The following is a 23,113-nucleotide window of genomic DNA, read 5'->3' as shown; positions in this document are numbered from 1 at the left end:
GTGATTGCAAATGAACCTGATCGAGATCCGCGACCTGTGCGTCGCCTTCAACGGCCAGACCGTGGTACACAACTTGAGCCTGGATGTGCGCCCCGGCGAATGCCTGGCACTGGTGGGGGAGTCGGGCTCGGGTAAATCGGTGACTGCCCATTCGATCCTGCAACTGTTGCCCGAAGCCGGCGCTGCCACCACCGGCTCGGTGAAGTATCGCGGCAAAGAGCTGGTGGGCGCCCCGGCGGCGACCTTGCAGAAGCTGCGCGGCAACCGTATCGCCATGATCTTCCAGGAGCCGATGACCTCCCTCAACCCGCTGCACAGCATCGAAAAGCAGATCGGTGAAACCCTGTTGCTGCACAAAGGCCTGGGCGGCAAAGCGGCGCAGGCGCGTATCTTGGAACTGCTCGACATGGTCGGCATCCAGAAACCGAGGGAGCGCCTCAAGGCCTATCCCCACCAATTGTCCGGCGGCCAACGCCAACGGGTGATGATCGCCATGGCTTTGGCGTGCGAGCCGGAACTCTTGATCGCGGACGAACCTACCACCGCGCTGGATGTGACCGTGCAGCGCAAGATCCTGCTGCTGCTCAAATCCTTGCAACAACGCTTGGGCATGTCGCTGCTGCTGATCAGCCATGACCTCAACCTGGTGCGCAGCATCGCCCAGCGGGTGTGCGTGATGCACGCCGGCGAGATCTTCGAGCAGGCCGAATGCCAGGCTCTGTTCAGCGCGCCGCAGCATCCTTACAGCCGCCTGCTGCTGGATGCCGAACCGGCGGGCGATGCACTGTGCAGCGAGGAACGCGAGACGGTGTTGCAAGTGGAGGACCTGAGCGTGCAGTTCCGTCTCGGTGGCGGGCTATTTCAACGCAAGACCTACCTGCGCGCGGTGGACGGTATCAGCCTCAGCGTGCAACGTGGCAAGACCCTGGGCATCGTTGGTGAATCCGGCTCGGGTAAATCCACCCTCGGCCAGGCGATCCTGCGCCTGCTGGACTCCCACGGCAGCATCCGCTTCCAGGGCCAGGCCCTCGATACCCTCAACCATCACCAGATGCGACCATGGCGCAAGCAGATGCAGGTGGTGTTCCAGGACCCTTATGGCAGCCTCAGCCCGCGCATGTCGGTGCAGCAGATCATCAGCGAAGGCCTGGAGGTGCACGCCCCGTGCAGCCTGGCCGAGCGCGAAGCGCAGGTGATTCAGGTGCTCAAGGACGTGGGCCTGGACCCCGCCAGCCGGCATCGCTACCCCCACGAGTTTTCCGGCGGCCAGCGCCAACGCATCGCCATCGCCCGCGCGCTGGTGCTCAAGCCGGCGCTGATGCTGCTGGACGAACCCACCTCCGCCCTTGACCGCACCGTACAAAAGCAAGTGGTGGCGCTGCTGCGTGAACTGCAGGAAAAATACGGCCTGACGTATCTGTTTATCAGCCATGACCTGGCCGTGGTGCGGGCCATGGCCCACGACATGATCGTGATCAGGGAGGGCAAAGTGGTGGAGCGCGGCGCCAGCCACGATGTATTCGAATCACCGCAACACCCCTACACCAAGGAACTGATGGCAGCGGCGCATATTCCGCTGTAGGACGTTATGGAACTTCACTCACCCTTTTGCTGACGGCATGGGCATGAACCTCACCGATAACCTCACCGATTACCAACAGGTACGCGGCCTGGCCATCCAGTCGCTGTTCGAAATCATCGAGCAGTCCAGCGAGGGCACGGTGATCGTCGACCGCGACGCCAATATCGTGTGGATGAACGAGCGCTACGCCAAGCGCTTCGGTCTGAACAGCGCGGATGAGGCCATCGGCCAACCCTGCGAGCGGGTGATTTCCAACAGCCTGCTGCGCCAGGTGGTGCGCACCGACCGGCCGATCCTGCTGGATATCCAGGACACCCCCAAAGGCCCGCTGGTGGTGATGCGCCTGCCGATTCACAACGATGCCGGGGCGGTGATCGGTGCCATCGGCTTCGCGCTGTTCGATGAGCTGCGCAACCTGTCGCCATTGATCGAGCGCTACATGAGCATGCAGCAGGAACTGGCCTCCACCCGCTCGTTGCTGCGCTCACGCCAGAGCAAGTACACCTTCGCGCACTTTATCGGTACCAGCGCCGCGAGCCTGGAAGTCAAACGCCGGGCGCGGCGCAGCGCCAAGACTGAGTCGCCGGTGTTGCTACTGGGGGAAACCGGCACCGGCAAGGAGTTGCTGGCCCAGGCCATTCATGGCGCCTCGTCACGGGCACACAAGGCATTTGTGAGCATCAACAGCGCGGCGATCCCCCACGATTTGCTCGAAGCCGAGTTCTTCGGCACTGCGCCCGGCGCGTTTACCGGCGCCGACCGCAAGGGCCGCCCCGGCAAGTTCCAGATCGCCCAGGGCGGCACGCTGTTTCTCGACGAAATCGGCGACATGCCCCTGCCGCTGCAAAGCAAACTGCTAAGGGTGTTGCAGGAAAAGGAGTTCGAACCGGTCGGCTCCAACGAGATGCTACACAGCGACGTACGGGTGATTGCGGCCACGTCGATGGACCTTGAGGCGGCGATCAAACGTGGCGAGTTTCGCGCGGACCTGTATTACCGCTTGAACGTGCTGCCGATCCAGGTCCCGCCCCTGCGCGAACGCTTGGAAGATATTCCGGCGCTCAGCGAGGCGATCCTGGAAGAACTGCGCAGCCATCACGAACTGGACCGCGAAGCCCTGGACTTATTGGCCCAGCATGCCTGGCCGGGGAATATCCGTGAGTTGCGCAACGTACTGGAGCGCGCGGCGCTGTTAAGTGATGACTTGATATTGAACGCCCAGGAAGTCCGTGCGGCCATCGGCACCTTCACCCCGGTGGCACGTAGCGCTGCCGTGGCGGCGGAGAAAGGTGAAAGCTACAACGCGGCGCGGGAGCGGTTTGACCGGCAGGTGATTGTGGCGGCGCTCAAGGCCTGTGATGGGAATGTGGTGGAGGCGGCTAAGCGGTTGGGGCTGGGGCGGTCGACGTTGTACAAGAAAATGGTCGCGCTAGGTATCACCTGATCTCCAATCAGAGACTTAACTCTCAATAAATAGACGACCACTGTGGGAGGGGGCTTGCCCCCGATGACAGTGGGCCAGTCAGCACATCTGATACCGATACACCGCTATCGGGGGCAAGCCCCCTCCCACATTCGGCCCGGGATTGTCTCTAGATTGAGACACAAGCAGAAGCCAATTTAAAAATATTCATACATTTCAACAAGTTAAGTAATTGGCACGCATCTCGCTATAGCCCTTCCCCACCGCGTCACCACAAAAATAACAATCCTATCTGGAGACACACCATGAGTGTGATCATTGCCCTGGCAGCCCTCGCGCTGCTGATGCTGGCTGCCTACCGTGGCTATAGCGTTATCTTGTTCGCCCCCATCGCCGCGCTAGGAGCGGTGCTGCTGACCGACCCCTCCGCCGTCGCCCCTGCCTTTACCGGGGTGTTCATGGAAAAAATGGTCGGCTTTATCAAACTGTATTTCCCGGTGTTCCTGCTCGGTGCGGTGTTCGGCAAGCTGATCGAACTGTCGGGGTTTTCCCGTTCGATCGTGGCCGCGGCGATCCGTTTGCTCGGCACGCGCCAGGCCATGCTGGTGATCGTGCTGGTCTGCGCCCTGCTCACCTACGGCGGCGTCTCGCTGTTTGTGGTGGTGTTCGCGGTGTACCCGTTTGCGGCGGAGATGTTCCGCCAGAGCAATATCCCCAAGCGCCTGATCCCGGCGACCATCGCCCTCGGCGCGTTTTCGTTCACCATGGACGCCCTGCCCGGCACGCCGCAGATCCAGAACATCATCCCCAGCACCTTCTTCAACACCACCGCCTGGGCGGCGCCGTGGCTGGGGCTGATCGGCACGATTTTCGTGTTCTGCGCCGGCATGCTTTACCTGGCGCGCCAGCGCAACAAGGCCCAGCGCGCCGGTGAAGGCTACGGCACCGAACTGCGCAACGAGCCGGAAACCGCCGAGAACCTGACGTTGCCCAACCCGTGGATCGCGCTGTCGCCGCTGATCCTGGTGGGGGTGATGAACCTGCTGTTCACCCACTGGATCCCGCAGTGGTACGGCAAGACCCACAGCCTTAGCCTGCCGGGCATGAGCGCGCCGGTGACCACCGAAATCGCCAAGCTCACGGCAATCTGGGCGGTGCAGGCGGCGTTGCTGGTGGGGATTATCGTGGTGCTGGTGTTCGGCTTCTCGGCGATCAAGAGCAAACTCGCCGAAGGCAGCAAAAGCGCGGTCAGCGGTGCATTGCTGGCGGCGATGAACACCGCGTCGGAATACGGCTTCGGTGCGGTCATCGCTTCGTTGCCGGGCTTTCTGGTGCTGGCGGACTGGCTTAAGGGCATCCCCAACCCGTTGGTCAACGAGGCGATCACAGTGACGTTGCTGGCCGGTATCACCGGTTCCGCCTCGGGCGGCATGAGCATCGCCCTGGCGGCGATGTCCGAGAGTTTTATCGCGGCGGCCCACGCGGCCAATATCCCCCTTGAAGTGCTGCACCGGGTCGCGGCCATGGCCAGCGGCGGCATGGACACCCTGCCCCACAACGGCGCGGTGATCACCCTGCTGGCGGTCACCGGCCTGACCCACCGCGAAGCCTACAAGGACATTTTCGGCATCACGATTATCAAGACCCTTGCGGTGTTCGTGGTGATCGGTACTTTCTATGCCACTGGCATTGTGTGAGGTGAACATGACGACATTGAACGGCAAGACCGCCCTGGTCACCGGTTCCACCAGCGGCATCGGCCTGGGCATTGCACTGAGCCTGGCCAAGGCCGGCGCCAACCTGATCCTCAACGGCTTCGGCGACGCCAGTGCGGTAATCGCCCAAGTGCAAGCCTATGGCGGACAGGTCGGCCACCATCCGGCGGACGTCAGCGACCCGGCGCAGATCGCCGACATGTTTGCCTATGCCGAGCGTGAGTTCGGCGGTGTGGACATACTGGTGAACAACGCCGGCATCCAGCATGTGGCGGCGGTGGAAGACTTCCCGGCCGAGCGCTGGGACGCCATCATCGCGATCAACCTGTCGTCGGTATTCCACAGCACGCGCTTGGGTCTGCCGGGCATGAAGGCCAAGGGTTGGGGGCGTATCGTCAATATCGCTTCGGTGCATGGCCAGGTCGGTTCGGTGGGCAAGGCAGCTTATGTGGCGGCCAAGCATGGCGTGATCGGCCTGACCAAAGTGGTGGGCCTGGAGACCGCCACCAGCAACGTGACCTGCAACGCGATCTGCCCCGGCTGGGTGCTGACGCCGCTGGTGCAGAAACAGATCGACGATCGCATCGCCCAAGGCGTGGACCCGCAGCAGGCGCAGCACGATCTGCTGGCGGAGAAACAACCGTCGCTGGAATTCGTGACCCCGTCGCAACTGGGCGAGCTGGTGCTGTTCTTATGCAGCGAGGCCGGCGCCCAGGTGCGTGGCGCGGCGTGGAATATCGATGGTGGCTGGCTGGCCCAATAGATCAAACACAGCGAAACGCTGTAGTTTGCAAGACGTGCATAAGAACAAGAGACCCTGCTGATGTCCGAGATCCTCTGGCAACCCTCCCCGGAACGCATCCGTACGACGCGCATGGACCAGTTCCGGCGCTTTATCAATGATCGCCACGCCGTGCAGCTTAGCGACTATCCGGCCCTGCACCAGTGGAGCATCGACCAGCGCGCCGAGTTCTGGCAGGCCATCGTGGCGTTCTTCGATGTGCAGTTTCGCAGCCCGCCCAGCGCCGTGTTGATCGAAGGGGATGCTATGCCCAGCGCTCAGTGGTTCCCCGGCGCGACCCTGAACTTTGCCGAGCATTTGCTGCGTCGCCGCGACCATCACCCGGCCGTGATCGCCATCGGCGAAGACGGCCAGCGCGAACAACTGACCTACGCCGAACTCGCCGCCCATGTCGCCGGCTTGCAAAACAGCCTGCGAGCGGCGGGCGTTGGTCTCGGTGACCGCGTCGCGGCGTGCATGCCCAACACCTGGCAGACCCTGGTGGGTATGCTCGCCACCACCAGCCTTGGGGCGATCTGGTCGTGCTCCTCGCCGGATTTCGGCACCCAAGGCGTGATCGACCGCTTCGGCCAGATCGAACCCAAGGTGCTGATCACCTGCGCCGGTTATCGGTATGCCGGCAAAATCATCGATCAAAGCGCCAAGCTCAATGAAATCCTCGAACGCTTGCCGTCCCTGGAACAGTTGATCGTGGTGCCGTACGCACGGCCCGAGGCACGGGTCGAGGACTATCGCACCCAGGCCCGCGTCACCCTGTGGCAGGACGCCTACCAACCCGGCGGCGAACCGGCGTTTGTCGCGGTGCCGTTCGATCATCCGCTGTACATCCTGTATTCCAGCGGCACCACCGGGGTGCCAAAGTGCATCATCCATGGCACCGGTGGTGTGTTGCTCACCCATCTGAAGGAACATGGCCTGCATGCCGACCTGTCCCGCGACGATTGCCTGTTCTACTACACCACCTGCGGCTGGATGATGTGGAACTGGCTGGTCTCGGTACTGGCCCTGGGCGCCACGGCGGTGCTGTATGACGGCTCGCCGTTTCATCCGGGGCCCGAGCGCTTGATCGACCTGATCGATGCCGAACGTATCAGCGTGTTCGGCACCAGCCCCAAGTTCCTCGCCACCCTGGAAAAGGCCGGGCTGCAACCGCGTCTGAGCCATGACCTGAGCAGCCTCAAGGGCTTGATCTCCACCGGCTCGCCGTTGTCGCCCCAGAGCTACGACTACGTCTACCGCGAGATCAAGGCCGAGCTGTGCCTGTCGTCGATGTCCGGCGGCACCGATATCGTCTCCTGTTTTGTGATCGGCAACCCGGTGCTGCCGGTGCGCCGTGGCGAAATGCAATGCAAGAGCCTGGCGATGGCCATCGAAGTGTGGGACGAGAAGGGCCAGCCGTTGATCGGCGAAAAGGGGGAACTGGTGTGTACCCGTCACTTCCCGGCCATGCCCATCGGCCTATGGAACGACCACGACGGGCAGAAGCTGCGCGCGTCGTATTTCGCTCAGTTTCCCGGCGTGTGGGCCCAGGGCGACTACGCCGAGGAGCGCGCCAATGGCAGCCTGCTGATCCATGGGCGCTCGGACGCGGTGCTCAACCCCGGCGGCGTGCGCATCGGCACCGCCGAGATCTATCGCCAAGTGGAGAAGGTGCCCCAGGTGCTGGAGAGCCTGGCCATCGGCCAACGCTGGCAGGACGATGTGCGGGTGGTGCTGTTTGTGCGTCTGGACGATGGCGTCGAGCTGGATGACGCGTTGCAACAGCAGATCCGCCAGGTGATCCGCGCCAACACCACGCCACGCCATGTGCCGGCGAAGATCCTCGCCGTCCATGACATTCCGCGCACCATCAGCGGCAAGATCGTCGAACTGGCGGTGCGCAATGTGGTGCACGGCGAACCGGTGAAGAACACCGATGCCCTGGCCAACCCCCAAGCACTGGAGGCTTTTCGCGACCGTCCCGAACTGGCGTGAAGATGAAAGGTTTCAGCCCGGAGCAGCTGATTTGCAAGACAAAACGCCAATGCGTGCTATTTTTCCCGGGTAGTCACCCAGGGCCGACTCACGGGATAATGGGTGTTTTCATCTTTCAAGGCGTTACGCTCAGGGCTTTTTCATGAATGGAACATCCACCGGTAGCGAAGCCGCTGCATTGATCGCGCGGCTGGACTGGGCACACAGCCCGCTCGGTGAGGCCAATGACTGGCCGCAAAGCCTGCGCACAGCGGTCGACATCGTGATCAACTCTCCGATGCCGATGCTCCTGTTGTGGGGCCACCAACTTATTCAGCTGTATAACGATGGCTTCGCCCGACTGGCTGGCAACAAGCACCCCGGCGCCATGGGCCAGCCGGCACACCAGGCTTGGCCGGAACTGGAGAGCTTTACCGCACCGATCTACAACGCCGTGCTGGAGGGGCAAGTGCGCACCTTCAGCGAGCAGCGCTTTGTGCTGCAGCGCAACCAGCGCGATACCGAGATCTGGCTGGACCTCACCTACAGCCCCATCCGCGACGAAAGCGGCGAGGTCGCTGGCATTCTGGTCACCGCCATCGAAACCAACGAGCGGCGCAGCAAAGCCCTGGAGCTGCAACAGCGCTCCGAGGCCAGCCTCAAGGCCCAGCACAACAGCGAGGAGCGCCTGCAACTGGCCCTGGCCGCCACCGACGCGGTGGGCACCTGGGATTGGGACATCGGCGAAGACCATTTCATCGCCGACGCCCACTTCGCCTACCTGCACGGTGTCGATCCGGCGGACGCCGGCCTGTTGCCCATCAGCGATTACCTGCAAGGCGTACACCCCGAAGACCGTGGCACGGTGACGCGCAGTATCAAGTATTGCATCACCAACGGTACCGAATACGCCGAGGAATACCGCCTGTTGCAGCCCGATGGCGAGGTGCGCTGGGTGTTCGCCCGCGGCCGCTGCTACAAGGATCAACAGGGCCGTCCGGCGCGCTTCCTTGGCGCGGCGCTGGACCTGACCGAACGCAAGCACACCGAACAGGCCCTGCGCCAGAGCCAGACCGAATTGCAGCTGATCATCAACGCCATGCCGGTGCTGATCGGTTATGTGGACCACGACGAGCGCTTTCGCCTGAACAACAGCGCGTATCTGGAGTGGTACGGCAAGACGCCCGAGGAACTGTACGGAAAAACCATCCGCGAAGTGCTCGGCGAGGAGGTGTACGCCGGGCGCGCGGACAAAATCGCCGCCGCGCTTAAGGGCAAGGCTTGTAGCTTCCTCACCGTCACGCCGCACCGCGATGGGCGGCCGCGGCACGCACTGATGAAGTACCTGCCACGCTTCAGCAACGACGGTTCGGTCAATGGTTTCTACATCTTTGTGATCGACGAGACCGAACGCAAACTCACCGAGGAGGCCTTGCGCCACCTCAACGAAAACCTCGAAGAACGGGTGGCCCAGCGCACCCAGGCCCTGGCCGAGGCCAACCAGCGCCTGCAAAACGAAATGTACGAACGTGAACGTGCCGAAGACGCCCTGCGCCATGCGCAAAAAATGGAAGCGGTGGGCCAGCTCACCGGTGGCATCGCCCACGACTTCAACAATATGCTCACCGGCATTATCGGCAGTCTCGACCTGATGCAGCGCTATATCGCCGCCGGGCGCAGCGATGAAATCGGCCGTTTTACCGACGCCGCCGTGGCCTCCGCCCATCGCGCCGCCGCCCTCACCCACCGGCTGCTGGCGTTCTCGCGCCGCCAGTCGCTGGACCGCCGCCCGTTGGACCCGAACCAATTGGTGGCATCCCTGGAAGACCTGTTTCGCCGTACCAAGGGCGCGCATATCACCCTCAAAGTGAAGCTGGGCCAGGACATCTGGCCGGTCAACACCGACGCCAGCCAGTTGGAAAACGCCCTGCTCAACCTGGTGATCAATGCCCGCGATGCCATGCCCGATGGCGGCGAGCTACTGATCGAAACCGCCAACAGCTACCTGGACGGCACCGACATCACCACCCTCGAACCGGTCAAGGCCGGCGATTACGTGATGCTCGGGGTGTGCGACAACGGCACCGGCATGGCGCCGAAAATACTCGCCAAGGCGTTCGACCCGTTCTTCACCACCAAACCCATCGGCCAGGGCACCGGCCTGGGGCTGTCGATGATCTACGGCTTTGCCCAACAGTCCGGCGGCCATGTGACCATCCAGAGCGCGCCGGGCCAGGGCACCTGTGTGCGCCTGTACCTGCCGCGCCTGCACGGCACGTCACTGGAAAGCAGCCTGCCGGCCAGCCTCGGTGAAGCCCCGGTGGCTTTGGCGGGCGAAGCAGTGGTGGTGGTCGAGGATGACCTGGCGGTGCGCATGCTGGTGGTGAACCTGCTCGACGAATTGGGCTACACCGCGCACCAGGCGGCGGACGCCCGTACCGCCTTGCCGTTGCTGGAATCGGACCTGCGTGTGGACCTGCTGGTGACCGACGTCGGCCTGCCGGGCATGAACGGTCGGCAACTGGCGGAAATCGCCCGCCAGCACCGTCCGGGCCTCAAGGTGCTGTTTATGACCGGCTACGCCGAAACGGCTGCCGAGCGCCAAGGGTTTCTGGAGGATGGTATGGACATGGTGGCCAAGCCGTTTTCCATCGACCTGCTGGCCACCAAAATCCGCGGCATGATCGGCGTCGACGAAGGACTTCAGGCATAATCGCGCGCCGTCGCACACCTGGTAGAGATCAATGAAAGCCCAAGCCCGTCATATCCTGGTGAAAACCAGCGAAGAAGCCGAACAACTCAAGCAGCGCATTGCCAAGGGCGAAGCCTTTGATGTGCTGGCCAAGAAGTACTCCACCTGCCCGTCGGGCAAACGTGGCGGTGATTTGGGTGAGATCCGGCCGGGGCAGATGGTGGGGGCGATCGACGCAGTGATTTTCAAGAAGCCGCTGCGGGTGGTGCATGGGCCGATCAAGAGCAAGTTCGGGTATCACTTGGTGCAGGTGTTTTATCGCGATTGAGGGATGCCTTTAGGGTCCCATCGGGGGCAAGCCCTCTCCCGCATATATCTGGAGCAATGCAATCGACTGTGGGAGGGGGCTTGCCCCCGATCCGCCGAAGGCGCCCATTCACCCCTGGGGAATCAATGCCCCCGGCACCTGAATCACCCGACTGGCCAGACGATGTCCAGCCAATGCCGCCGCCTCGGGTGAACCACCCTGGAGCCGGCTGGCCAGATATGCCGCGCTGAACGAGTCCCCCGCCGCCGTGGTATCCACCACCTTACCGACCTTTAACGCCGGTACAGAAAACCGCCCGCCGTTGCAGCGGATCAGGCACGCATCTGCGCCACGCTTGAGCACCACCTCGGCGATGGCTGGATAGGCCGCGAACACCTGCTCGGCGTCCTCATAACCAAACAATGCGCGCTCGTCATCTTCGGTGAGCAAGGCGATATCCACTTCGGCCAGCACCGCGTGATACGCCGCGCGGGCCGCTTCCACGCTGGGCCACAGGCGCGGGCGATAGTTGTTGTCGAACACCACCCGGCCACCACGGCGGCGGGTTTCGATCAGGGCTTGCAGCAGGCGCCTGCGGCCGATCTCACCGAGCACGGCCAGGGTGATGCCGCTGAAATACACCACGTCGTAGCCGTGCAGCGCCGCCAGAACGGGCTCGGCGGCGGGCGTAGTGAAGCAGTCGCGCACGGCGGCTTCGTTGCGCCAATACAGAAATTTGCGCTCGCCTTGGGCGTCAGTCTGGATGCAATACAAGCCCGGCAAACGCCCCGGCAAGCGTTGCACCAGGCCCAGACCGAGACCTTCGTCGGCCCATTGCCGGCACATCGCATCGCTGAAGCTGTCATCGCCCAGGGCGGTGACGTAGTCGACGCCGCCACCAGCGCCCAGCTCACGGCGCAGGTACACCGCGGTGTTCAGGGTGTCGCCGCCGAAGCTCTGGTGCAGGCTGCCGTCGGCGCGGTGTTGCAGTTCGATCATGCATTCGCCGATCAGGGCGATGCGAGGGGTTGTGTTCATGCCTGAGTCTCTGGTGTGGCTGAGGGCCCCATCGGGGGCAAGCCCCCTCCCACATTGGAACGCATACGGTGGGGGGCTGCGCGGGTTAGAAGCAGGTGTGCAGGGATTCGATCACTTGCAATTGCTCATCCACCAGGCAGCCGACGTGCCATTTATCGAAGGTCAGGCACGGATGCGAGGTGCCGAAGGAAATGATGTCGCCGATGCGCAGCTCCACGCCCGGCGCCACGGTCATAAAGGCGTGCTGATCCATCACTGCGGTGACGACGCAGGCGCTCACGTCATCGCCTTCAGCCGGCAGGACACCGGCCTTGTAGCGCTTGAGCGGCACCGGCAGGCCGGCATCGTAGGCCACGTCACGCTTGCCCAGGGCGATCACCGCAAACCCCGGCTCCGGCAGGGATTGCACGTGGGCCCAGACTTCCAGGGCTGGGCGCAGGCCCTCGTTGAGATCGCTGCGACGGTCGAGCACGCAGCATTGCGCGTCTTTGTAGATGCCGTGGTCGTGGGCCACGTAGCTGCCGGGGCGCAATACGCTGAGAAAACGTCCGGCGGCGTTCTGCGCTTCGAACGACTCGGCAATCAGGTCGTACCAGGCCGACCCCGAGGCGGTGACGATGGGCTTGGCCAGATCGAACGCGCCGCTGTCTTGCAGCTCCATCGCCAGGCGCACCAGGCTCGCGGCGAAATCGCGGATACCGCGGATGGCGTGCTCGCCGTGGATCACCCCTTCGTAACCTTCGATGCCCGTCAGCGCCAAGGCCGGCTGGGCCTTGATCGCCCGGGCCAGGTCGCGCACTTCCTGCTCGCTGCGGCACCCGCAACGGCCGCCGACCACACCGTATTCGATCATCACGTTCAGGCGCAGGCCGCGGGCAGCGAAAAACAACCCGAGGTCGGCGACGTTATCCGGGTGATCGACCATGCAATGAAAATCGAAATCCTGATCGGCCAACAGGTCAGCGATCAGCGCCATATTCGGCGCGCCCACCAACTGGTTGGCCATCAATACGCGGCGCACGCCACCGGCATAAGCAGCACGGGTCTGCACTGCGCTGGCCAGGGTAATGCCCCATGCGCCCTGCTCGATCTGCCGTTTGAACAGCGCCGGCATCATGCTGGTCTTGCCATGGGGCGCCAGCTCGGCGCCGCTGTTGCTGACAAACGTCTGCATCCAGCGAATGTTGTGTTCCAGGGCGTCACGGTGCAGCACCAGGGCCGGCAGGCTGACGTCGCGGACCAAGTGGGCGCCGATGGCGGCAGCGCCTTTTTCGACGGCATTGAGGGCAGGCATAAGGAGTTCCTATTCGTTGATGCGACGGGCCAGGTTGTTGGCGCTGTCGATCAGCACCCGGCGATAGTCGCTGTAGTTGTTGAGGGCGTCGGCCCGGGGCGCGACGATGCACAGGGTCGCGATGCTGACCCCTTGCGCATCCCGCACCGGGGCAGCGAAGCAATGGGTGAAGGTGTCGGCCACGCTGTCGAACGAGAAAAAACCGTCGAGGCTGGCTTGACGAATCTGCGCCAGGAAAGTCTCCAGCGGTAGGCGCTGACCGTCCGGCAGGATGAAATCTTCGGGGTCGATCAGGTCGACAATCTGCTGATCGCTCAAGTGCCCCAGCAGCAGACGCCCGGAGGCGGTCCAGGGGATGGGCGCGTTTTCGCCGATATCCGAGGAGATGCGGAAATGCCGCTCGCCTTCGCGCATCAGCGCCACGGTGTATTTGCGCCCATTGAGCAGGCACATCTGGGCGGTTTCGTGGGTCTGGCTGACGATTTCCTGCAAGGCATGGTCGGCCTCGCGGGTCAGGTCGAAATGGCGCAGGTGCGCCTGACCGAGAAAGTACAGTTGGCGGCCGAGGTAGACGTGGCCGTCCTTGCCCACCGTTTCCAGGATGCGCCGTTCCAATAACGAAGCGACCAGTTCATAGACCGTGGACTTGGGGCTGCCGATGCCGCTGGCTATATCGTTCGGGCGCAGCGGTTGGCCGATTTCCTTGAGAAAATCGAGGATATCGAACGCTCGGTCCAGGCCTTTGGCGCGGCGTTTGATGGTGTCTTCGGTCATGATGGTTTTCGGTCCGGTCGAATGTGGAGGGAGACACTCCCTCCCACATGGGTTCTGTATGGAAGTCGAAGCATTTAGCCTTTTTTCTTGTAGGCCACGCAATCGATCTCGACCTTGCAATCGACCATCATGTTGGCCTGCACACAGGCCCGCGCCGGGGCGTGTTCCGGGGTGAAGTATTCGCCGAAGACTTTGTTGAAACTCCAGAAGTCCCGCGGGTCTTCCAGCCATACGCCGACCCGTACGACATCTTTCAATTCATAGCCGGCCTCTTCCAGAATCGCCACCACGTTGCGCAGGGTCTGGTGGGTTTGCTCGACAATGCCGCCGGTGATGATTTCGCCGTCCACTGCCGGCACCTGGCCTGACACGTATAACCAGCCATCCGCCTCCACGGCACGCGCGAAAGGCCGAGGCTGGCCACCGCCGGCAGTGCTGCCGGCTCCGTAACGAGTGATGCTCATAACAATGTGCTCCTGATTAAAAACGAATGTTCTTCAAAAATTCCGCCAGGCGCGGCGATTGCGGACGTTCGAAGATGTCCTTCGACGAACCCTGCTCCTCAATACGCCCCTGGTTCATAAACACGATCTGGTCGGACACTTCATAGGCAAAACGCATTTCATGGGTGACCAGCAACATGGTCATGCCCTCTTCCGCCAGGCCCTTGATCACACTGAGCACTTCGCCCACCAGTTCCGGGTCAAGGGCTGAGGTGACTTCGTCGAACAGCATCAAGCTGGGGTTCATCGCAATCGCACGGGCAATCGCCACACGCTGTTGCTGGCCGCCGGACAACTGGCCGGGAAAGTGATTGCGCCGCTCTAAAAGTCCTACACGCTCCAGCCATTTTTCCGCGAGAGCAACGGCTTGGTCCTTAGGCATTTTCTTAACTTTCAATAAGCCCAAAGTGACGTTCTGCAACGCGGTCAAATGCGGGAACAGGTTGAACTGCTGGAACGCCATGCCGGTCATCGCCCGGTGCTGGGCAATCACGCGCTCCGGGTGACGCACGCGTTTGCCGCCGACGTCGCTGTAGCCGATCGACTCGCCGTCCAGGGTGATCTGGCCGCCCTGGAACTCCTCCAGCAAATTGACACACCGCAGCAGCGTGGTCTTGCCCGAACCGCTGGAGCCGATCAAGGTCACCACATTACCGCGCTGCATCGACAGGTCGACGCCCTTGAGCACTTCTACCTCGCCGTACTGTTTGCGCAGGCCGCGAATATTCAGCAGCGGTTCGGTTGTGTGAGATTGGTTCATGGCAAGGCCACCCGCTTTTCAATGTAGCGCCCGAATAACTCGATGGCGTAGTTGATGACAAAGAACAAAAACCCGGCGAACAGGTAGAACTCCAGGGTCATGAAGGTACGCGCGATCACTTGCTGGGTGCTCAGTAGCAATTCGGCCACGCCGATCACCGACAGCAAGGTCGAGGCTTTGACAATTTCCGTGGAGGAATTGACCCAGGTCGGTAGGATCTGGCGCAACGCCTGAGGTAACAGCACGTAGCCCAGGGATTGTCGGAACGTCAGACCGATCGCCTTGCCCGCTTCCAGTTGCCCACGGGGAATGGCTTGCAGTGCGCCACGTACGATTTCCGACACATGGGAGCCACAGAACAACGTCAGCCCGACCGCGCCGGCCTGGAATGCGCTGATCTGCCAGCCGAGCGCCGGCAGCATGTAGAAGCACGCCAGCACCAGCACGAACACCGGCGTGCCACGGATCAGGTCGACATACAGGCGAAACGGTGCACGCATCCAGAACTTGCCATAGGTCAGGATCAACCCGGCGACGATACCGATCAGCGTGCCGAAAAGAATGGCCAGCGCCGACACATAAACACTGGCCTGAAACCCCGCCCACAGGGTGTCTCGGGCGATCCACAACTCGTGCAGCCAACTGGGAGATTCGTACATGGGGAACCCTCCTTAACGACGGATCGCCAGACGTTGTTCCAGGTAACGGAGCAACAGGGCAATGAGGTAACAGGCGACCACGTAGAGCGCGGTCGTGACCAGCCAGGTTTCAATCACCCGGTAGCTTTCGACGTTGATCTTGCGGGCGTAATAGGTCAGTTCCGGTACGGCGATCGCGGCGGCCAGGGAGGTGTCCTTGAACAGCGAGATAAAGTTGTTCGACAGCGCCGGCAGCACGTTGCGCAGCATCACGGGCACGGTGATGTAGGCGCGGATGCGCCACTCGCCCAGGCCGATGGCCAGGCCGGCTTCGCGCAAGCCCTTGGGAATATTCAACAGCCCGGCACGGAACACTTCGGTCAGATACGCCCCGGCGTAAAGCGACAAGGTGATGACGAACGAAGGGATTTTGTCCAGACGAATGCCCAAGCTGGGCAAGGCAAAGTAGATCAACAGGATCAACACCAGAATCGGTGTATTACGCACCACCGTCACGTACACCGACGCCAGGATGCGCAAGGCGCGGTGCCTGGACAGCATGGCAAACGCCATCAGCAGGCCGATCACGCAGCCGATGGCGATCGACAGCAATGCCAGTTGCAGACCCAACCCGAGCCCCGCCAGCAAGGTGTCGAAATCGCGCCAGACGGCGGCAAAATTCAACTGATAATTCATGGTCAACGCTACCTGAGAGGGGCGCCGGTGGCGGCGCCCCGGTTTTCACACGTCACTTGAACTCGACAGGGAAGCCAATCGCCGGCTCCGGCAGGTCCACGCCGAACCATTGCTTGAAGGAGGCTTTGTAGGTGGGGAATTCCACACCGGTCATGGCTTCATGCAGTGCCGTGTTGACGAAGTTCAGCCAGTCCTGATCGCCGCGTTTGACCGCGCAAGCATAGGTCTGCGGACTCCAAGCGTAGGCCGGGCTGCGGTAGCGGCCGGGGTTTTGCACCATCAGGTATTTGACCGAGGACTGGTCGGTGGCGGCGGCGTCCGCGCGCCCGGAGTTCACGGCCTGGTACATCAGGTCAACGCTGTCGTATTGATCGACCTTGGCCTTGGGCAGCGCCTGGTGCACCAACTCTTCGGCATACACGTTCTGCAGCACGGCGACGGTAACGCCATCGCCAGCGGCCTGCAGGTCGTCGATTTCCTTGTACTTGCTGTTGTTCGGCAGCAGCAGGCCCACACCCTCGCGGTAGTAAGGCAAGGTAAACGCCACCTGCTGCGCGCGGCTGGCGGTAACGGTGATGAACTGGCAACTCATGTCGACCTTGTCGGTCAGCAGGTTGGGAATCCGCGCGTCGGACGATTGCACCACGAACTCGACCTTGCTCGGATCATTGAACAGACCTTTGGCCACGATGCGACCGATATCAATATCGAACCCTTGCAACTTGCCATCCGCTCCCTGGAAGTGCCACGGCGCATTGGTACTGCCTGTACCCACGATCAGATGCCCACGCTTGAGCACATCATCGAGCTTGCTGCCCGCCGCCTGCGCAACGGTGGCGAGGGAAGCCGATGCGGCGAAGAGAAAAACACACGCTTTGAACACGGAAGGTCGGTGATGCATGACAAGCACTCCAGAGGTTGTGTATTCCGCTATACCGGAACCTAGTATGTAACAACGGAATAGACAGCAGAAAGTGTGCCATAGGCGAAGGCGAAAACATACGCTGAAGGGAAATACCATGCAGATCAGTAACATAGCTCTGCGGCGTTATACGGCGATGAGCCAGCATTTGCGGCATGAGTGCTACCCGGGGCCCCAGTTTGGGTGAGAACGCCTCAATTGAGGGCGATGGTGGGCGTGGAAAAATGGGCCTGGAGGGCTAGGCTGTGAAGGGTGTGGGCCGGCTGAGGTTGAGGGGGTGGTGATGAAGGTCAGCGTTATAGGTCTGGTGTTTTTTGCGTTGGTGGCCGGGAATGCGTTGGGCAGCGAGGATCGTCGCGCGTGCAAGGAGGAGTTGGCCAGACTCAAGGAGTCGTTCGATGCCAATTACACCAGTCAGAACCATCACGATTATCGTCGCGCCAAGGCCTCTCGCGATAACGAGGAATACAGGAAGTGCGCCAACCAGGCACGCAAGGCGCGGGAACGCGCGGAACGGGAGGAGGACCTGTAAAGGTTGACAGTAGACGCAAGGGCGAGCCCGGATTAGCGTTGGGCACAACCAGCACTTTCCAGGAGGATCATCGCCATGGCGTATGCCACTGCAACCATCGCCGATGCCGACGAATACCAACGGCTACTGAGCACGCCACATCCGGTCTTCATGCTGTTTGTGTCCGAGCGTTGCTCGGCTTGCGCGGGTATCGGCCCTCTGTTCGTTGAGACAGCAGCCCAATACCCACAGATTCGCAGCCTGGTACTCGACTGTGCCAACACGCCGAGGCACCCCCTCGTGACGGGGACCCCGACGCTACTGATCTACTCACGCGGAACCATGATGGAAACGCTCAAGTATTTCGGGCCTGAGGACAAGCGGCGAGAGCTATTGCAGGACACGTTCAAACGCTATGCCCCTCACCACGTTGCAAAAACACCTGCGTCACCCGCCGTTCCTCCACCGCCACCACCGTCAAACGCCAACCCTCATGCTCCAGGCAGTCGCCCACCACGGGTAGACGATCGAGCAGGCTCATCACCAGTCCCGCCAAGGTTTGGTAATCCTCGGTAGCGACCGCGTTGAAGCCGATGCGCTGGCGAACCTGGTGGAGGTTCAGCGCGCCATTGGCGCGAAAGCCTGCGCCTTCCTCGACAATATCCGGCCCTTCGATTTCGCTGGCGTCCGGCAGTTCGCCAGCGATGGACTCAAGAATGTCGGTCATGCTCAGCACCCCCATAAAATCACCGAATTCGTTGATCACAAAGGCGATATGGGTCGACTCCTGGCGCATCTGTTCCAGCGCATTGAGGATCGAAAAACTGTCCAACAGGTTGATCGCCCGGCGTGCCAAGTGCTCCAGGTTCGGCTCGTTACCGGCCAGGTATTCCTTGAGCAATTCCTTTTTGTGTACGAAGCCTAATGGCTCATCAACGGCACCGTTGCGGATCAACGGCAGCCGCGAGTAGGACGAATGCATCAGTTTCAGGCGAATCGTATCGAGATCGTCCGACAGGTCGATAAAGTCGACTTTGGCCCTCGGCGTCATCAAGCTGCGGATCGGTCGCTCGGCCAGTTGCAGCACGCCGCTGATCATCACCCGCTCACGGCGGTCAAACAGCGGGCCTTGCGCTGCATCGGGCTCGCCCAGCAGATCGGCCACGTCCTCACCCACCTCTTCCACCGCCAGGCTGCGTCCGCCCAACAGGCGCATGACCGCATGGGCAGTGCGCTCACGCACCGGCAGCACGCCTTGGGCCGACTTCTTGCGACGGGCACGGGCAATCTGGTTGAACACCTCGATCAAAATCGAGAAACCAATGGCCGCATACAGGTAGCCCTTCGGAATATGGAAGCCCAGGCCTTCGGCGGTCAGGGCAAAGCCGATCATCATCAGGAAGCCCAGACACAGCATGATCACCGTAGGGTGGGCGTTGACGAAGCGAGTCAACGGCTTGCTCGCGACAATCATCAACCCGATGGAAATGATCACCGCGATCATCATCACCGCCAGTTCGTCCACCATGCCCACGGCGGTAATCACCGCGTCCAGGGAGAACACCGCATCGAGCACGACGATCTGCGCCACAATCGGCCAGAACAGTGCATATGCCGCGGTACCCGAACGTTGCGCCACGTGACCCTCAAGGCGTTCATGCAATTCCATGGTGGCCTTGAACAGCAGGAACACGCCGCCGAACAGCATGATCAAGTCACGGCCCGAGAAGCTCTTGTCGAACACCTCGAACAGCGGCTGGGTCAGCGTCACCAGCCAGGAAATACTCGCCAGCAGGCCCAGGCGCATCAGCAAGGCCAGGGACAAACCGATCAACCGCGCTCGGTCGCGCTGCTCCGGCGGCAGCTTGTCCGCCAGGATCGCAATAAACACCAGGTTGTCGATACCCAGTACCAGTTCCAGCACAATCAAGGTCAACAAGCCGAGCCAGGCCGTTGGATCCGCTAACCATTCCATTTATAAAGTCTCTTGGTTGAATTCAGAATGCCGGACATGGCAAAGCGCGGTCGTAGGACCGGCACAAGATCAGCAATCGAAAAACGGGATGTTTCAGCGGGAACGGCAGCAATAAACGTCTTGGGGAAAGACGACTGGGGGGCTCCGAGAGGGTATTCATGCAAGTCCTGCAATGAGAAAAGGACTTAAATCCTACATTCGAAACATGAATTTCCCACAACGCAAAACCATTACAAAATCTGTACCCGAAGCGTAAACCCCGTGAGAGGCGGGCTTACCCCGATGGCCGTTCTTCAAGTTCGCATAGGTTGATTGATACACCGCTATCGGGGCATAGGCACCTACTTGCCCTTCGATGAAAACAAAACCTGAAAAAATGCGGCCTTTGGGGTGAGCAGGCTTGCCCCGCGCTTGGCTGCAAAGCCGCCCCCGGGCCAAGCGCCTCGGTGTGCCAGATAAACCCTATTTTTTGGAGAGGGCTGCTTCGCAGCCCAGCGCAGGGCAAGCCTGCTCACCACGGCGTTTTGCATCAGCCTTTAGATACTTACGGCTATCGGGAGCAAGCCACCGCTCCCACATTGGTGTTACCAGAAGCGCTGCTGAGTCAACCGGCTCCACCACGTCAACAACACGCGGTCCACCGAACCACTGGCCGCCAGGCCAACGCGCTCCTGCAAGCTCTTGCGCTCGGCATAGTGCAGGTGAAATACCTCGGCCGTCTTGGCCTTGGTCGCCAGGTATTCATCGCTGGTCTGCAACTCATCAACCAACTGTTTATCCAGCGCGGCCACACCCAACCACACCTCACCGGTCGCCACTTCGTCGATGGCCAACTGCGGGCGATAACGCGAAACAAAGTTCTTGAAGAGTTGATGGGTGATGTCCAGGTCTTCCTGGAATTTCTCCCGGCCCTTCTCGGTATTTTCGCCAAACACCGTGAGGGTGCGCTTGTACTCGCCGGCGGTGAGCACTTCGAAGTCGATATCGTGCTTTTTCAGCAGGCGGTTGACGTTGGGCAACTGCGCCACCACACCGATGGAACCCAGGATGGCAAAGGGCGCGCTGATGATCTTCTCGCCAATGCACGCCATCATGTAGCCGCCGCTGGCCGCCACCTTATCGATGCACACGGTCAACGGCACGCCGGCCTGGCGGATACGCGCCAGTTGCGACGAGGCCAGGCCATAGCTGTGCACCATGCCGCCGCCGCTTTCCAGGCGCAGCACCACCTCATCCTTGGGCGTGGCCAGGCTGAGCAATGCGGTGATTTCATGGCGCAGACTCTCGGTGGCCGAGGCCTTGATGTCGCCGTCAAAGTCCAGCACGAACACCCGTGGCTTGGCCTCGGCTTTCTGTTTGCCCTTCTTCTTTTCGGCCTTGCCCTCGGATTTTCGCTGGGCCTTTAGCTGATCCTTGTCGAGCAGGGTCGACTCCAGGCGCTCGCGCAGCTCCTTGTAAAAATCGTTGAGTTTGCTGACCTGCAATTGACCGGCGGACTTGCGCCGCCCCTTGCTGCGCAGCGCCGCGAAGCTGATCAGCACCACCAGAATGGCGACCACCAGGGTGACGGTTTTAGCTAGAAAACTTGCGTACTCGGCAAGAAACTCCATAAGACACCTATGAGGCTCGAAAGCCGCAGTCTACGGGGATTGTCGCCACCGTGTCTAACACTGTTAACCCGGCCAATATCCTACAAAAATAGCGACAAAGTCCTACTTGCGTAGTTCGATTCCCACATCATTTTCAGACCCGAAGCCCAGCAAATACAAGAGAAAACGACTTTAAACTCGGCGTTGAACACACCCACACAGGAGCGACGCCGATGCGCCCCCAGCACCTCGATACCCGCGCCTGGCTGCTCATGGCGCTGTGCATCGCGTCGAGCGCCAGCCTCCCTGGCGTGGCAGCCTCCGCACAGCTCAACCCGGTCGACCTGCGTGCGCAAGAGTTCGAGCGTCGAACCCGCGAGCAACTGGAACGCGAGCAGCGCCTGCGCCTGCTTGAGCGTGAGGCCACCGTGCAATCGGAGCCCGCCGCCCCGCTCCCGCAGTCGTCCGCCACCGAACCGTGCTGGCAGATACGCGGCCTGCGCCTGACGGGCAATACCCTGCTCAAGCCGGCGCGCCTGCGCACGGTGCTGCAATCCCACCTCAGCGCGTGCATGGGCGCGTCGCCTATCAACCAATTGTTGGCGGCACTGACCGCGCTGTACGTCGAGGCCGCCTATATCACCAGTCGCCCCTACCTGAAACAGCCTCCAGAAGATGGCCAGCGCCTCGACATCGTCATCGAAGAAGGCTACCTCGAAAGCATCGAACTGGCGGATCCGGACCTACCGGTGTCGTTGCGCGGCGCGTTCCCCGACATGCTGGGCCGGCCGCTGCAACTGCGCGAGCTGGAACAGGGCCTCGATCAGTTGAACCGCCTGCGCTCAGTCGATCTGACGGTGGATGTACTCCCCGGCCAGCAACCTGGGGCCTCGCACCTGTTGCTGCGCCCGCGCTCCACTGCGCCGCGCCTGAGCAGCAGCGCGAGCTACAACAACCGTGGCACCGAGGCGACAGGAAGGCACACGGCGCTACTCAATCTGGCGTACGACAGCCCGCTGAGCCTGAATGACTTCATCAGTGTCAGCGCCAGTACCTCCCTGGGCGACAGCCACCGCTACAGCCGTTCCCAGGGTATCTACTACACCTTGCCCTACGGTTTCTGGACCCTGGCCTTGAGCGCCAGCCAGGCCCAATACCGCTATGGCATCGCCCTGCCCAGCCAGACCGTCAGCGCCAACGGCCAGGTCCATCAATACGGCATCGGCCTCAACCGCCTGCTGTGGCGCGATCAGCACACGTTGCTCAATGGCAACCTGCGCCTGAGCACAAAACGCTCGCAAAGCTACATCGCCGATACCTACCTGGCGATCCAGAGCCCGAGCCTGACGGTGGCCGAGGCCAGTCTCAACCTGTTGAAGCTGGCGGACGGCATCTGGAACGCCAATGTCAGCTATGCCCAGGGCCTCGACGGCATGGGCGCCGACCGCGACAGCCGGCGTGAATCCCGGGACTTGCCCCGCGCGCAATTTCATAAATACCGCGTCGACATCGATTACACGCGGCACAACCCTACCGCCGACGGTGTGTGGAACAGCCAACTCGCACTGCAATACAGCCCCGACCCACTGCCGAGCCTGGAACAGTTGCTGATCACCGACCATTACGCGGTACGCGGCTTCCGCCTCGCTGCGCTGGCCGCCGCCAACGGCGCGGTGTGGCGCAACACCTTGAGCCTGCGCCGACACCTGCTGGGCCAGTTGCAGATCAGCCCGCGCGTGGGGGTGGACCTGGGCTGGAGCCAGTACCTCAAAGGCGCCGATATCCAACGTGTAGGCGGGGCCAGCGTTGGTCTGGCCTTGAACCACCGCGCCTGGCAAGTGGACGTGGATTACCAGCACGGGCTGTTCGGCCCCGCGCTACCGATCAAGGAACGAGGTTTCTGGCTGATGGAGTTGAGCCTGCACTTATAACGCCTCCC

At 61.7% G+C, this 23,113-nt stretch carries 19 protein-coding genes and 1 pseudogene; 10 read left to right on the top strand and 10 right to left on the bottom strand.

The window, feature by feature from the left end; all coding sequences use genetic code 11:
- Positions 1 to 10: 10 nt before the first annotated feature.
- From YA0848_RS20505 to YA0848_RS20475, 7 genes are all read left to right on the top strand, one after another.
- Entirely contained in the window at positions 11 to 1,582 is a 1,572-nt protein-coding gene (locus tag YA0848_RS20505) for an ABC transporter ATP-binding protein (RefSeq protein WP_169903118.1), read from the top strand.
- 43 nt (positions 1,583 to 1,625) lie between these two features.
- Positions 1,626 to 3,026, top strand: a complete 1,401-nt coding sequence (locus YA0848_RS20500; RefSeq protein ID WP_169903119.1) for a sigma-54 interaction domain-containing protein — start codon at positions 1,626 to 1,628, stop codon at positions 3,024 to 3,026.
- Between the two features lie 284 nt (positions 3,027 to 3,310).
- The gene (locus tag YA0848_RS20495) at positions 3,311 to 4,702 is read left to right on the top strand and encodes a GntP family permease (protein WP_034098319.1); all 1,392 of its coding nucleotides are present in this window, start codon (positions 3,311 to 3,313) and stop codon (positions 4,700 to 4,702) included.
- 7 nt (positions 4,703 to 4,709) lie between these two features.
- A complete protein-coding gene (locus tag YA0848_RS20490; RefSeq protein ID WP_034113961.1) occupies positions 4,710 to 5,483 on the top strand; it encodes a 3-hydroxybutyrate dehydrogenase in 774 nt (257 codons plus the stop codon).
- Positions 5,484 to 5,543: 60 nt separating this feature from the next.
- Positions 5,544 to 7,496 (top strand): acetoacetate--CoA ligase, encoded by a 1,953-nt coding sequence (locus YA0848_RS20485; protein WP_169903120.1) that lies wholly within the window; start codon positions 5,544 to 5,546, stop codon positions 7,494 to 7,496.
- A gap of 142 nt (positions 7,497 to 7,638) precedes the next feature.
- Entirely contained in the window at positions 7,639 to 10,188 is a 2,550-nt protein-coding gene (locus YA0848_RS20480; protein WP_040268558.1) for a PAS domain-containing hybrid sensor histidine kinase/response regulator, read from the top strand.
- A gap of 31 nt (positions 10,189 to 10,219) precedes the next feature.
- On the top strand, positions 10,220 to 10,495 hold the full coding sequence (locus YA0848_RS20475) for a peptidylprolyl isomerase (RefSeq protein ID WP_034098324.1): 276 nt from the start codon (positions 10,220 to 10,222) through the stop codon (positions 10,493 to 10,495).
- A gap of 108 nt (positions 10,496 to 10,603) precedes the next feature.
- Here the strand turns inward: YA0848_RS20475 and YA0848_RS20470 are convergent, their stop codons facing one another.
- The 8 genes from YA0848_RS20470 to YA0848_RS20435 all read right to left on the bottom strand — a co-directional run bounded on the left by YA0848_RS20470 (position 10,604) and on the right by YA0848_RS20435 (position 17,078).
- Entirely contained in the window at positions 10,604 to 11,512 is a 909-nt protein-coding gene (locus YA0848_RS20470) for a sugar kinase (protein WP_169903121.1), read from the bottom strand.
- Between the two features lie 85 nt (positions 11,513 to 11,597).
- Positions 11,598 to 12,806, bottom strand: coding sequence for an amino acid deaminase (locus YA0848_RS20465; RefSeq protein ID WP_034098326.1), 1,209 nt, complete (start codon positions 12,804 to 12,806; stop codon positions 11,598 to 11,600).
- 9 nt (positions 12,807 to 12,815) lie between these two features.
- On the bottom strand, positions 12,816 to 13,580 hold the full coding sequence (locus tag YA0848_RS20460; protein ID WP_034098328.1) for an IclR family transcriptional regulator: 765 nt from the start codon (positions 13,578 to 13,580) through the stop codon (positions 12,816 to 12,818).
- Positions 13,581 to 13,654: 74 nt separating this feature from the next.
- The gene (locus tag YA0848_RS20455; protein ID WP_034138403.1) at positions 13,655 to 14,044 is read right to left on the bottom strand and encodes a RidA family protein; all 390 of its coding nucleotides are present in this window, start codon (positions 14,042 to 14,044) and stop codon (positions 13,655 to 13,657) included.
- A 16-nt stretch (positions 14,045 to 14,060) separates the two neighbouring features.
- Positions 14,061 to 14,843, bottom strand: a complete 783-nt coding sequence (locus YA0848_RS20450; RefSeq protein WP_034098330.1) for an amino acid ABC transporter ATP-binding protein — start codon at positions 14,841 to 14,843, stop codon at positions 14,061 to 14,063.
- Positions 14,840 to 15,502, bottom strand: a complete 663-nt coding sequence (locus YA0848_RS20445; protein WP_034098332.1) for an amino acid ABC transporter permease — start codon at positions 15,500 to 15,502, stop codon at positions 14,840 to 14,842. Before YA0848_RS20445 ends, YA0848_RS20450 begins: the two co-directional genes overlap by 4 nt.
- 12 nt (positions 15,503 to 15,514) lie before the next feature.
- Positions 15,515 to 16,177 carry an amino acid ABC transporter permease gene (locus tag YA0848_RS20440; RefSeq protein WP_169903123.1) on the bottom strand — a complete coding sequence of 221 codons (663 nt, stop codon included), beginning with the start codon at positions 16,175 to 16,177 and terminating at the stop codon, positions 15,515 to 15,517.
- Positions 16,178 to 16,229: 52 nt separating this feature from the next.
- The gene (locus tag YA0848_RS20435; protein ID WP_034098334.1) at positions 16,230 to 17,078 is read right to left on the bottom strand and encodes a transporter substrate-binding domain-containing protein; all 849 of its coding nucleotides are present in this window, start codon (positions 17,076 to 17,078) and stop codon (positions 16,230 to 16,232) included.
- A 304-nt stretch (positions 17,079 to 17,382) separates the two neighbouring features.
- Here YA0848_RS20435 and YA0848_RS20430 point away from each other — a divergent pair, with 304 nt between their 5' ends.
- Both YA0848_RS20430 and YA0848_RS36440 read left to right on the top strand, forming a co-directional pair.
- On the top strand, positions 17,383 to 17,631 hold the full coding sequence (locus tag YA0848_RS20430; protein WP_034113974.1) for a hypothetical protein: 249 nt from the start codon (positions 17,383 to 17,385) through the stop codon (positions 17,629 to 17,631).
- Positions 17,632 to 17,706: 75 nt separating this feature from the next.
- Positions 17,707 to 17,976 (top strand): annotated as a pseudogene (locus YA0848_RS36440) (thioredoxin family protein); the annotation flags it as partial.
- A gap of 40 nt (positions 17,977 to 18,016) precedes the next feature.
- Here YA0848_RS36440 and YA0848_RS20420 read toward each other — a convergent pair.
- Positions 18,017 to 19,585, bottom strand: a complete 1,569-nt coding sequence (locus YA0848_RS20420) for a TerC family protein (RefSeq protein WP_034113976.1) — start codon at positions 19,583 to 19,585, stop codon at positions 18,017 to 18,019.
- 584 nt (positions 19,586 to 20,169) lie between these two features.
- On the bottom strand, positions 20,170 to 21,195 hold the full coding sequence (gene sohB / locus YA0848_RS20415; RefSeq protein ID WP_034098338.1) for a protease SohB: 1,026 nt from the start codon (positions 21,193 to 21,195) through the stop codon (positions 20,170 to 20,172).
- A 212-nt stretch (positions 21,196 to 21,407) separates the two neighbouring features.
- Here sohB and YA0848_RS20410 point away from each other — a divergent pair, with 212 nt between their 5' ends.
- On the top strand, positions 21,408 to 23,105 hold the full coding sequence (locus tag YA0848_RS20410; RefSeq protein ID WP_232925146.1) for a ShlB/FhaC/HecB family hemolysin secretion/activation protein: 1,698 nt from the start codon (positions 21,408 to 21,410) through the stop codon (positions 23,103 to 23,105).
- Positions 23,106 to 23,113: the final 8 nt, after the last annotated feature.

The organism is Pseudomonas sp. S4_EA_1b, assembly GCF_016307435.1.
Taxonomy (GTDB): Bacteria; Pseudomonadota; Gammaproteobacteria; order Pseudomonadales; family Pseudomonadaceae; genus Aquipseudomonas; species Aquipseudomonas rhodesiae.
The sequence above is the reverse complement of the archived record's forward strand: the minus strand, read 5'-3'. Positions and strand labels throughout refer to the sequence as shown.

What these genes read in the sequence shown, in the direction of transcription:
- YA0848_RS20505 (WP_169903118.1), top strand. Translation starts at nt 11, where the DNA reads ATGAACCTGATCGAGATCCGCGACCTGTGCGTCGCCTTCAACGGCCAG.
- YA0848_RS20465 (WP_034098326.1), bottom strand. Translation starts at nt 12,806, where the DNA reads ATGCCTGCCCTCAATGCCGTCGAAAAAGGCGCTGCCGCCATCGGCGCC.
- YA0848_RS20470 (WP_169903121.1), bottom strand. Translation starts at nt 11,512, where the DNA reads ATGAACACAACCCCTCGCATCGCCCTGATCGGCGAATGCATGATCGAA.
- YA0848_RS20480 (WP_040268558.1), top strand. Translation starts at nt 7,639, where the DNA reads ATGAATGGAACATCCACCGGTAGCGAAGCCGCTGCATTGATCGCGCGG.
- YA0848_RS20420 (WP_034113976.1), bottom strand. Translation starts at nt 19,585, where the DNA reads ATGGAATGGTTAGCGGATCCAACGGCCTGGCTCGGCTTGTTGACCTTG.
- YA0848_RS20440 (WP_169903123.1), bottom strand. Translation starts at nt 16,177, where the DNA reads ATGAATTATCAGTTGAATTTTGCCGCCGTCTGGCGCGATTTCGACACC.
- YA0848_RS20460 (WP_034098328.1), bottom strand. Translation starts at nt 13,580, where the DNA reads ATGACCGAAGACACCATCAAACGCCGCGCCAAAGGCCTGGACCGAGCG.
- YA0848_RS20430 (WP_034113974.1), top strand. Translation starts at nt 17,383, where the DNA reads ATGAAGGTCAGCGTTATAGGTCTGGTGTTTTTTGCGTTGGTGGCCGGG.
- YA0848_RS20450 (WP_034098330.1), bottom strand. Translation starts at nt 14,843, where the DNA reads ATGAACCAATCTCACACAACCGAACCGCTGCTGAATATTCGCGGCCTG.
- YA0848_RS20435 (WP_034098334.1), bottom strand. Translation starts at nt 17,078, where the DNA reads ATGCATCACCGACCTTCCGTGTTCAAAGCGTGTGTTTTTCTCTTCGCC.
- YA0848_RS20500 (WP_169903119.1), top strand. Translation starts at nt 1,626, where the DNA reads ATGAACCTCACCGATAACCTCACCGATTACCAACAGGTACGCGGCCTG.
- YA0848_RS20455 (WP_034138403.1), bottom strand. Translation starts at nt 14,044, where the DNA reads ATGAGCATCACTCGTTACGGAGCCGGCAGCACTGCCGGCGGTGGCCAG.
- YA0848_RS20490 (WP_034113961.1), top strand. Translation starts at nt 4,710, where the DNA reads ATGACGACATTGAACGGCAAGACCGCCCTGGTCACCGGTTCCACCAGC.
- YA0848_RS20445 (WP_034098332.1), bottom strand. Translation starts at nt 15,502, where the DNA reads ATGTACGAATCTCCCAGTTGGCTGCACGAGTTGTGGATCGCCCGAGAC.
- YA0848_RS20475 (WP_034098324.1), top strand. Translation starts at nt 10,220, where the DNA reads ATGAAAGCCCAAGCCCGTCATATCCTGGTGAAAACCAGCGAAGAAGCC.
- YA0848_RS20485 (WP_169903120.1), top strand. Translation starts at nt 5,544, where the DNA reads ATGTCCGAGATCCTCTGGCAACCCTCCCCGGAACGCATCCGTACGACG.
- YA0848_RS20410 (WP_232925146.1), top strand. Translation starts at nt 21,408, where the DNA reads ATGCGCCCCCAGCACCTCGATACCCGCGCCTGGCTGCTCATGGCGCTG.
- sohB (WP_034098338.1), bottom strand. Translation starts at nt 21,195, where the DNA reads ATGGAGTTTCTTGCCGAGTACGCAAGTTTTCTAGCTAAAACCGTCACC.
- YA0848_RS20495 (WP_034098319.1), top strand. Translation starts at nt 3,311, where the DNA reads ATGAGTGTGATCATTGCCCTGGCAGCCCTCGCGCTGCTGATGCTGGCT.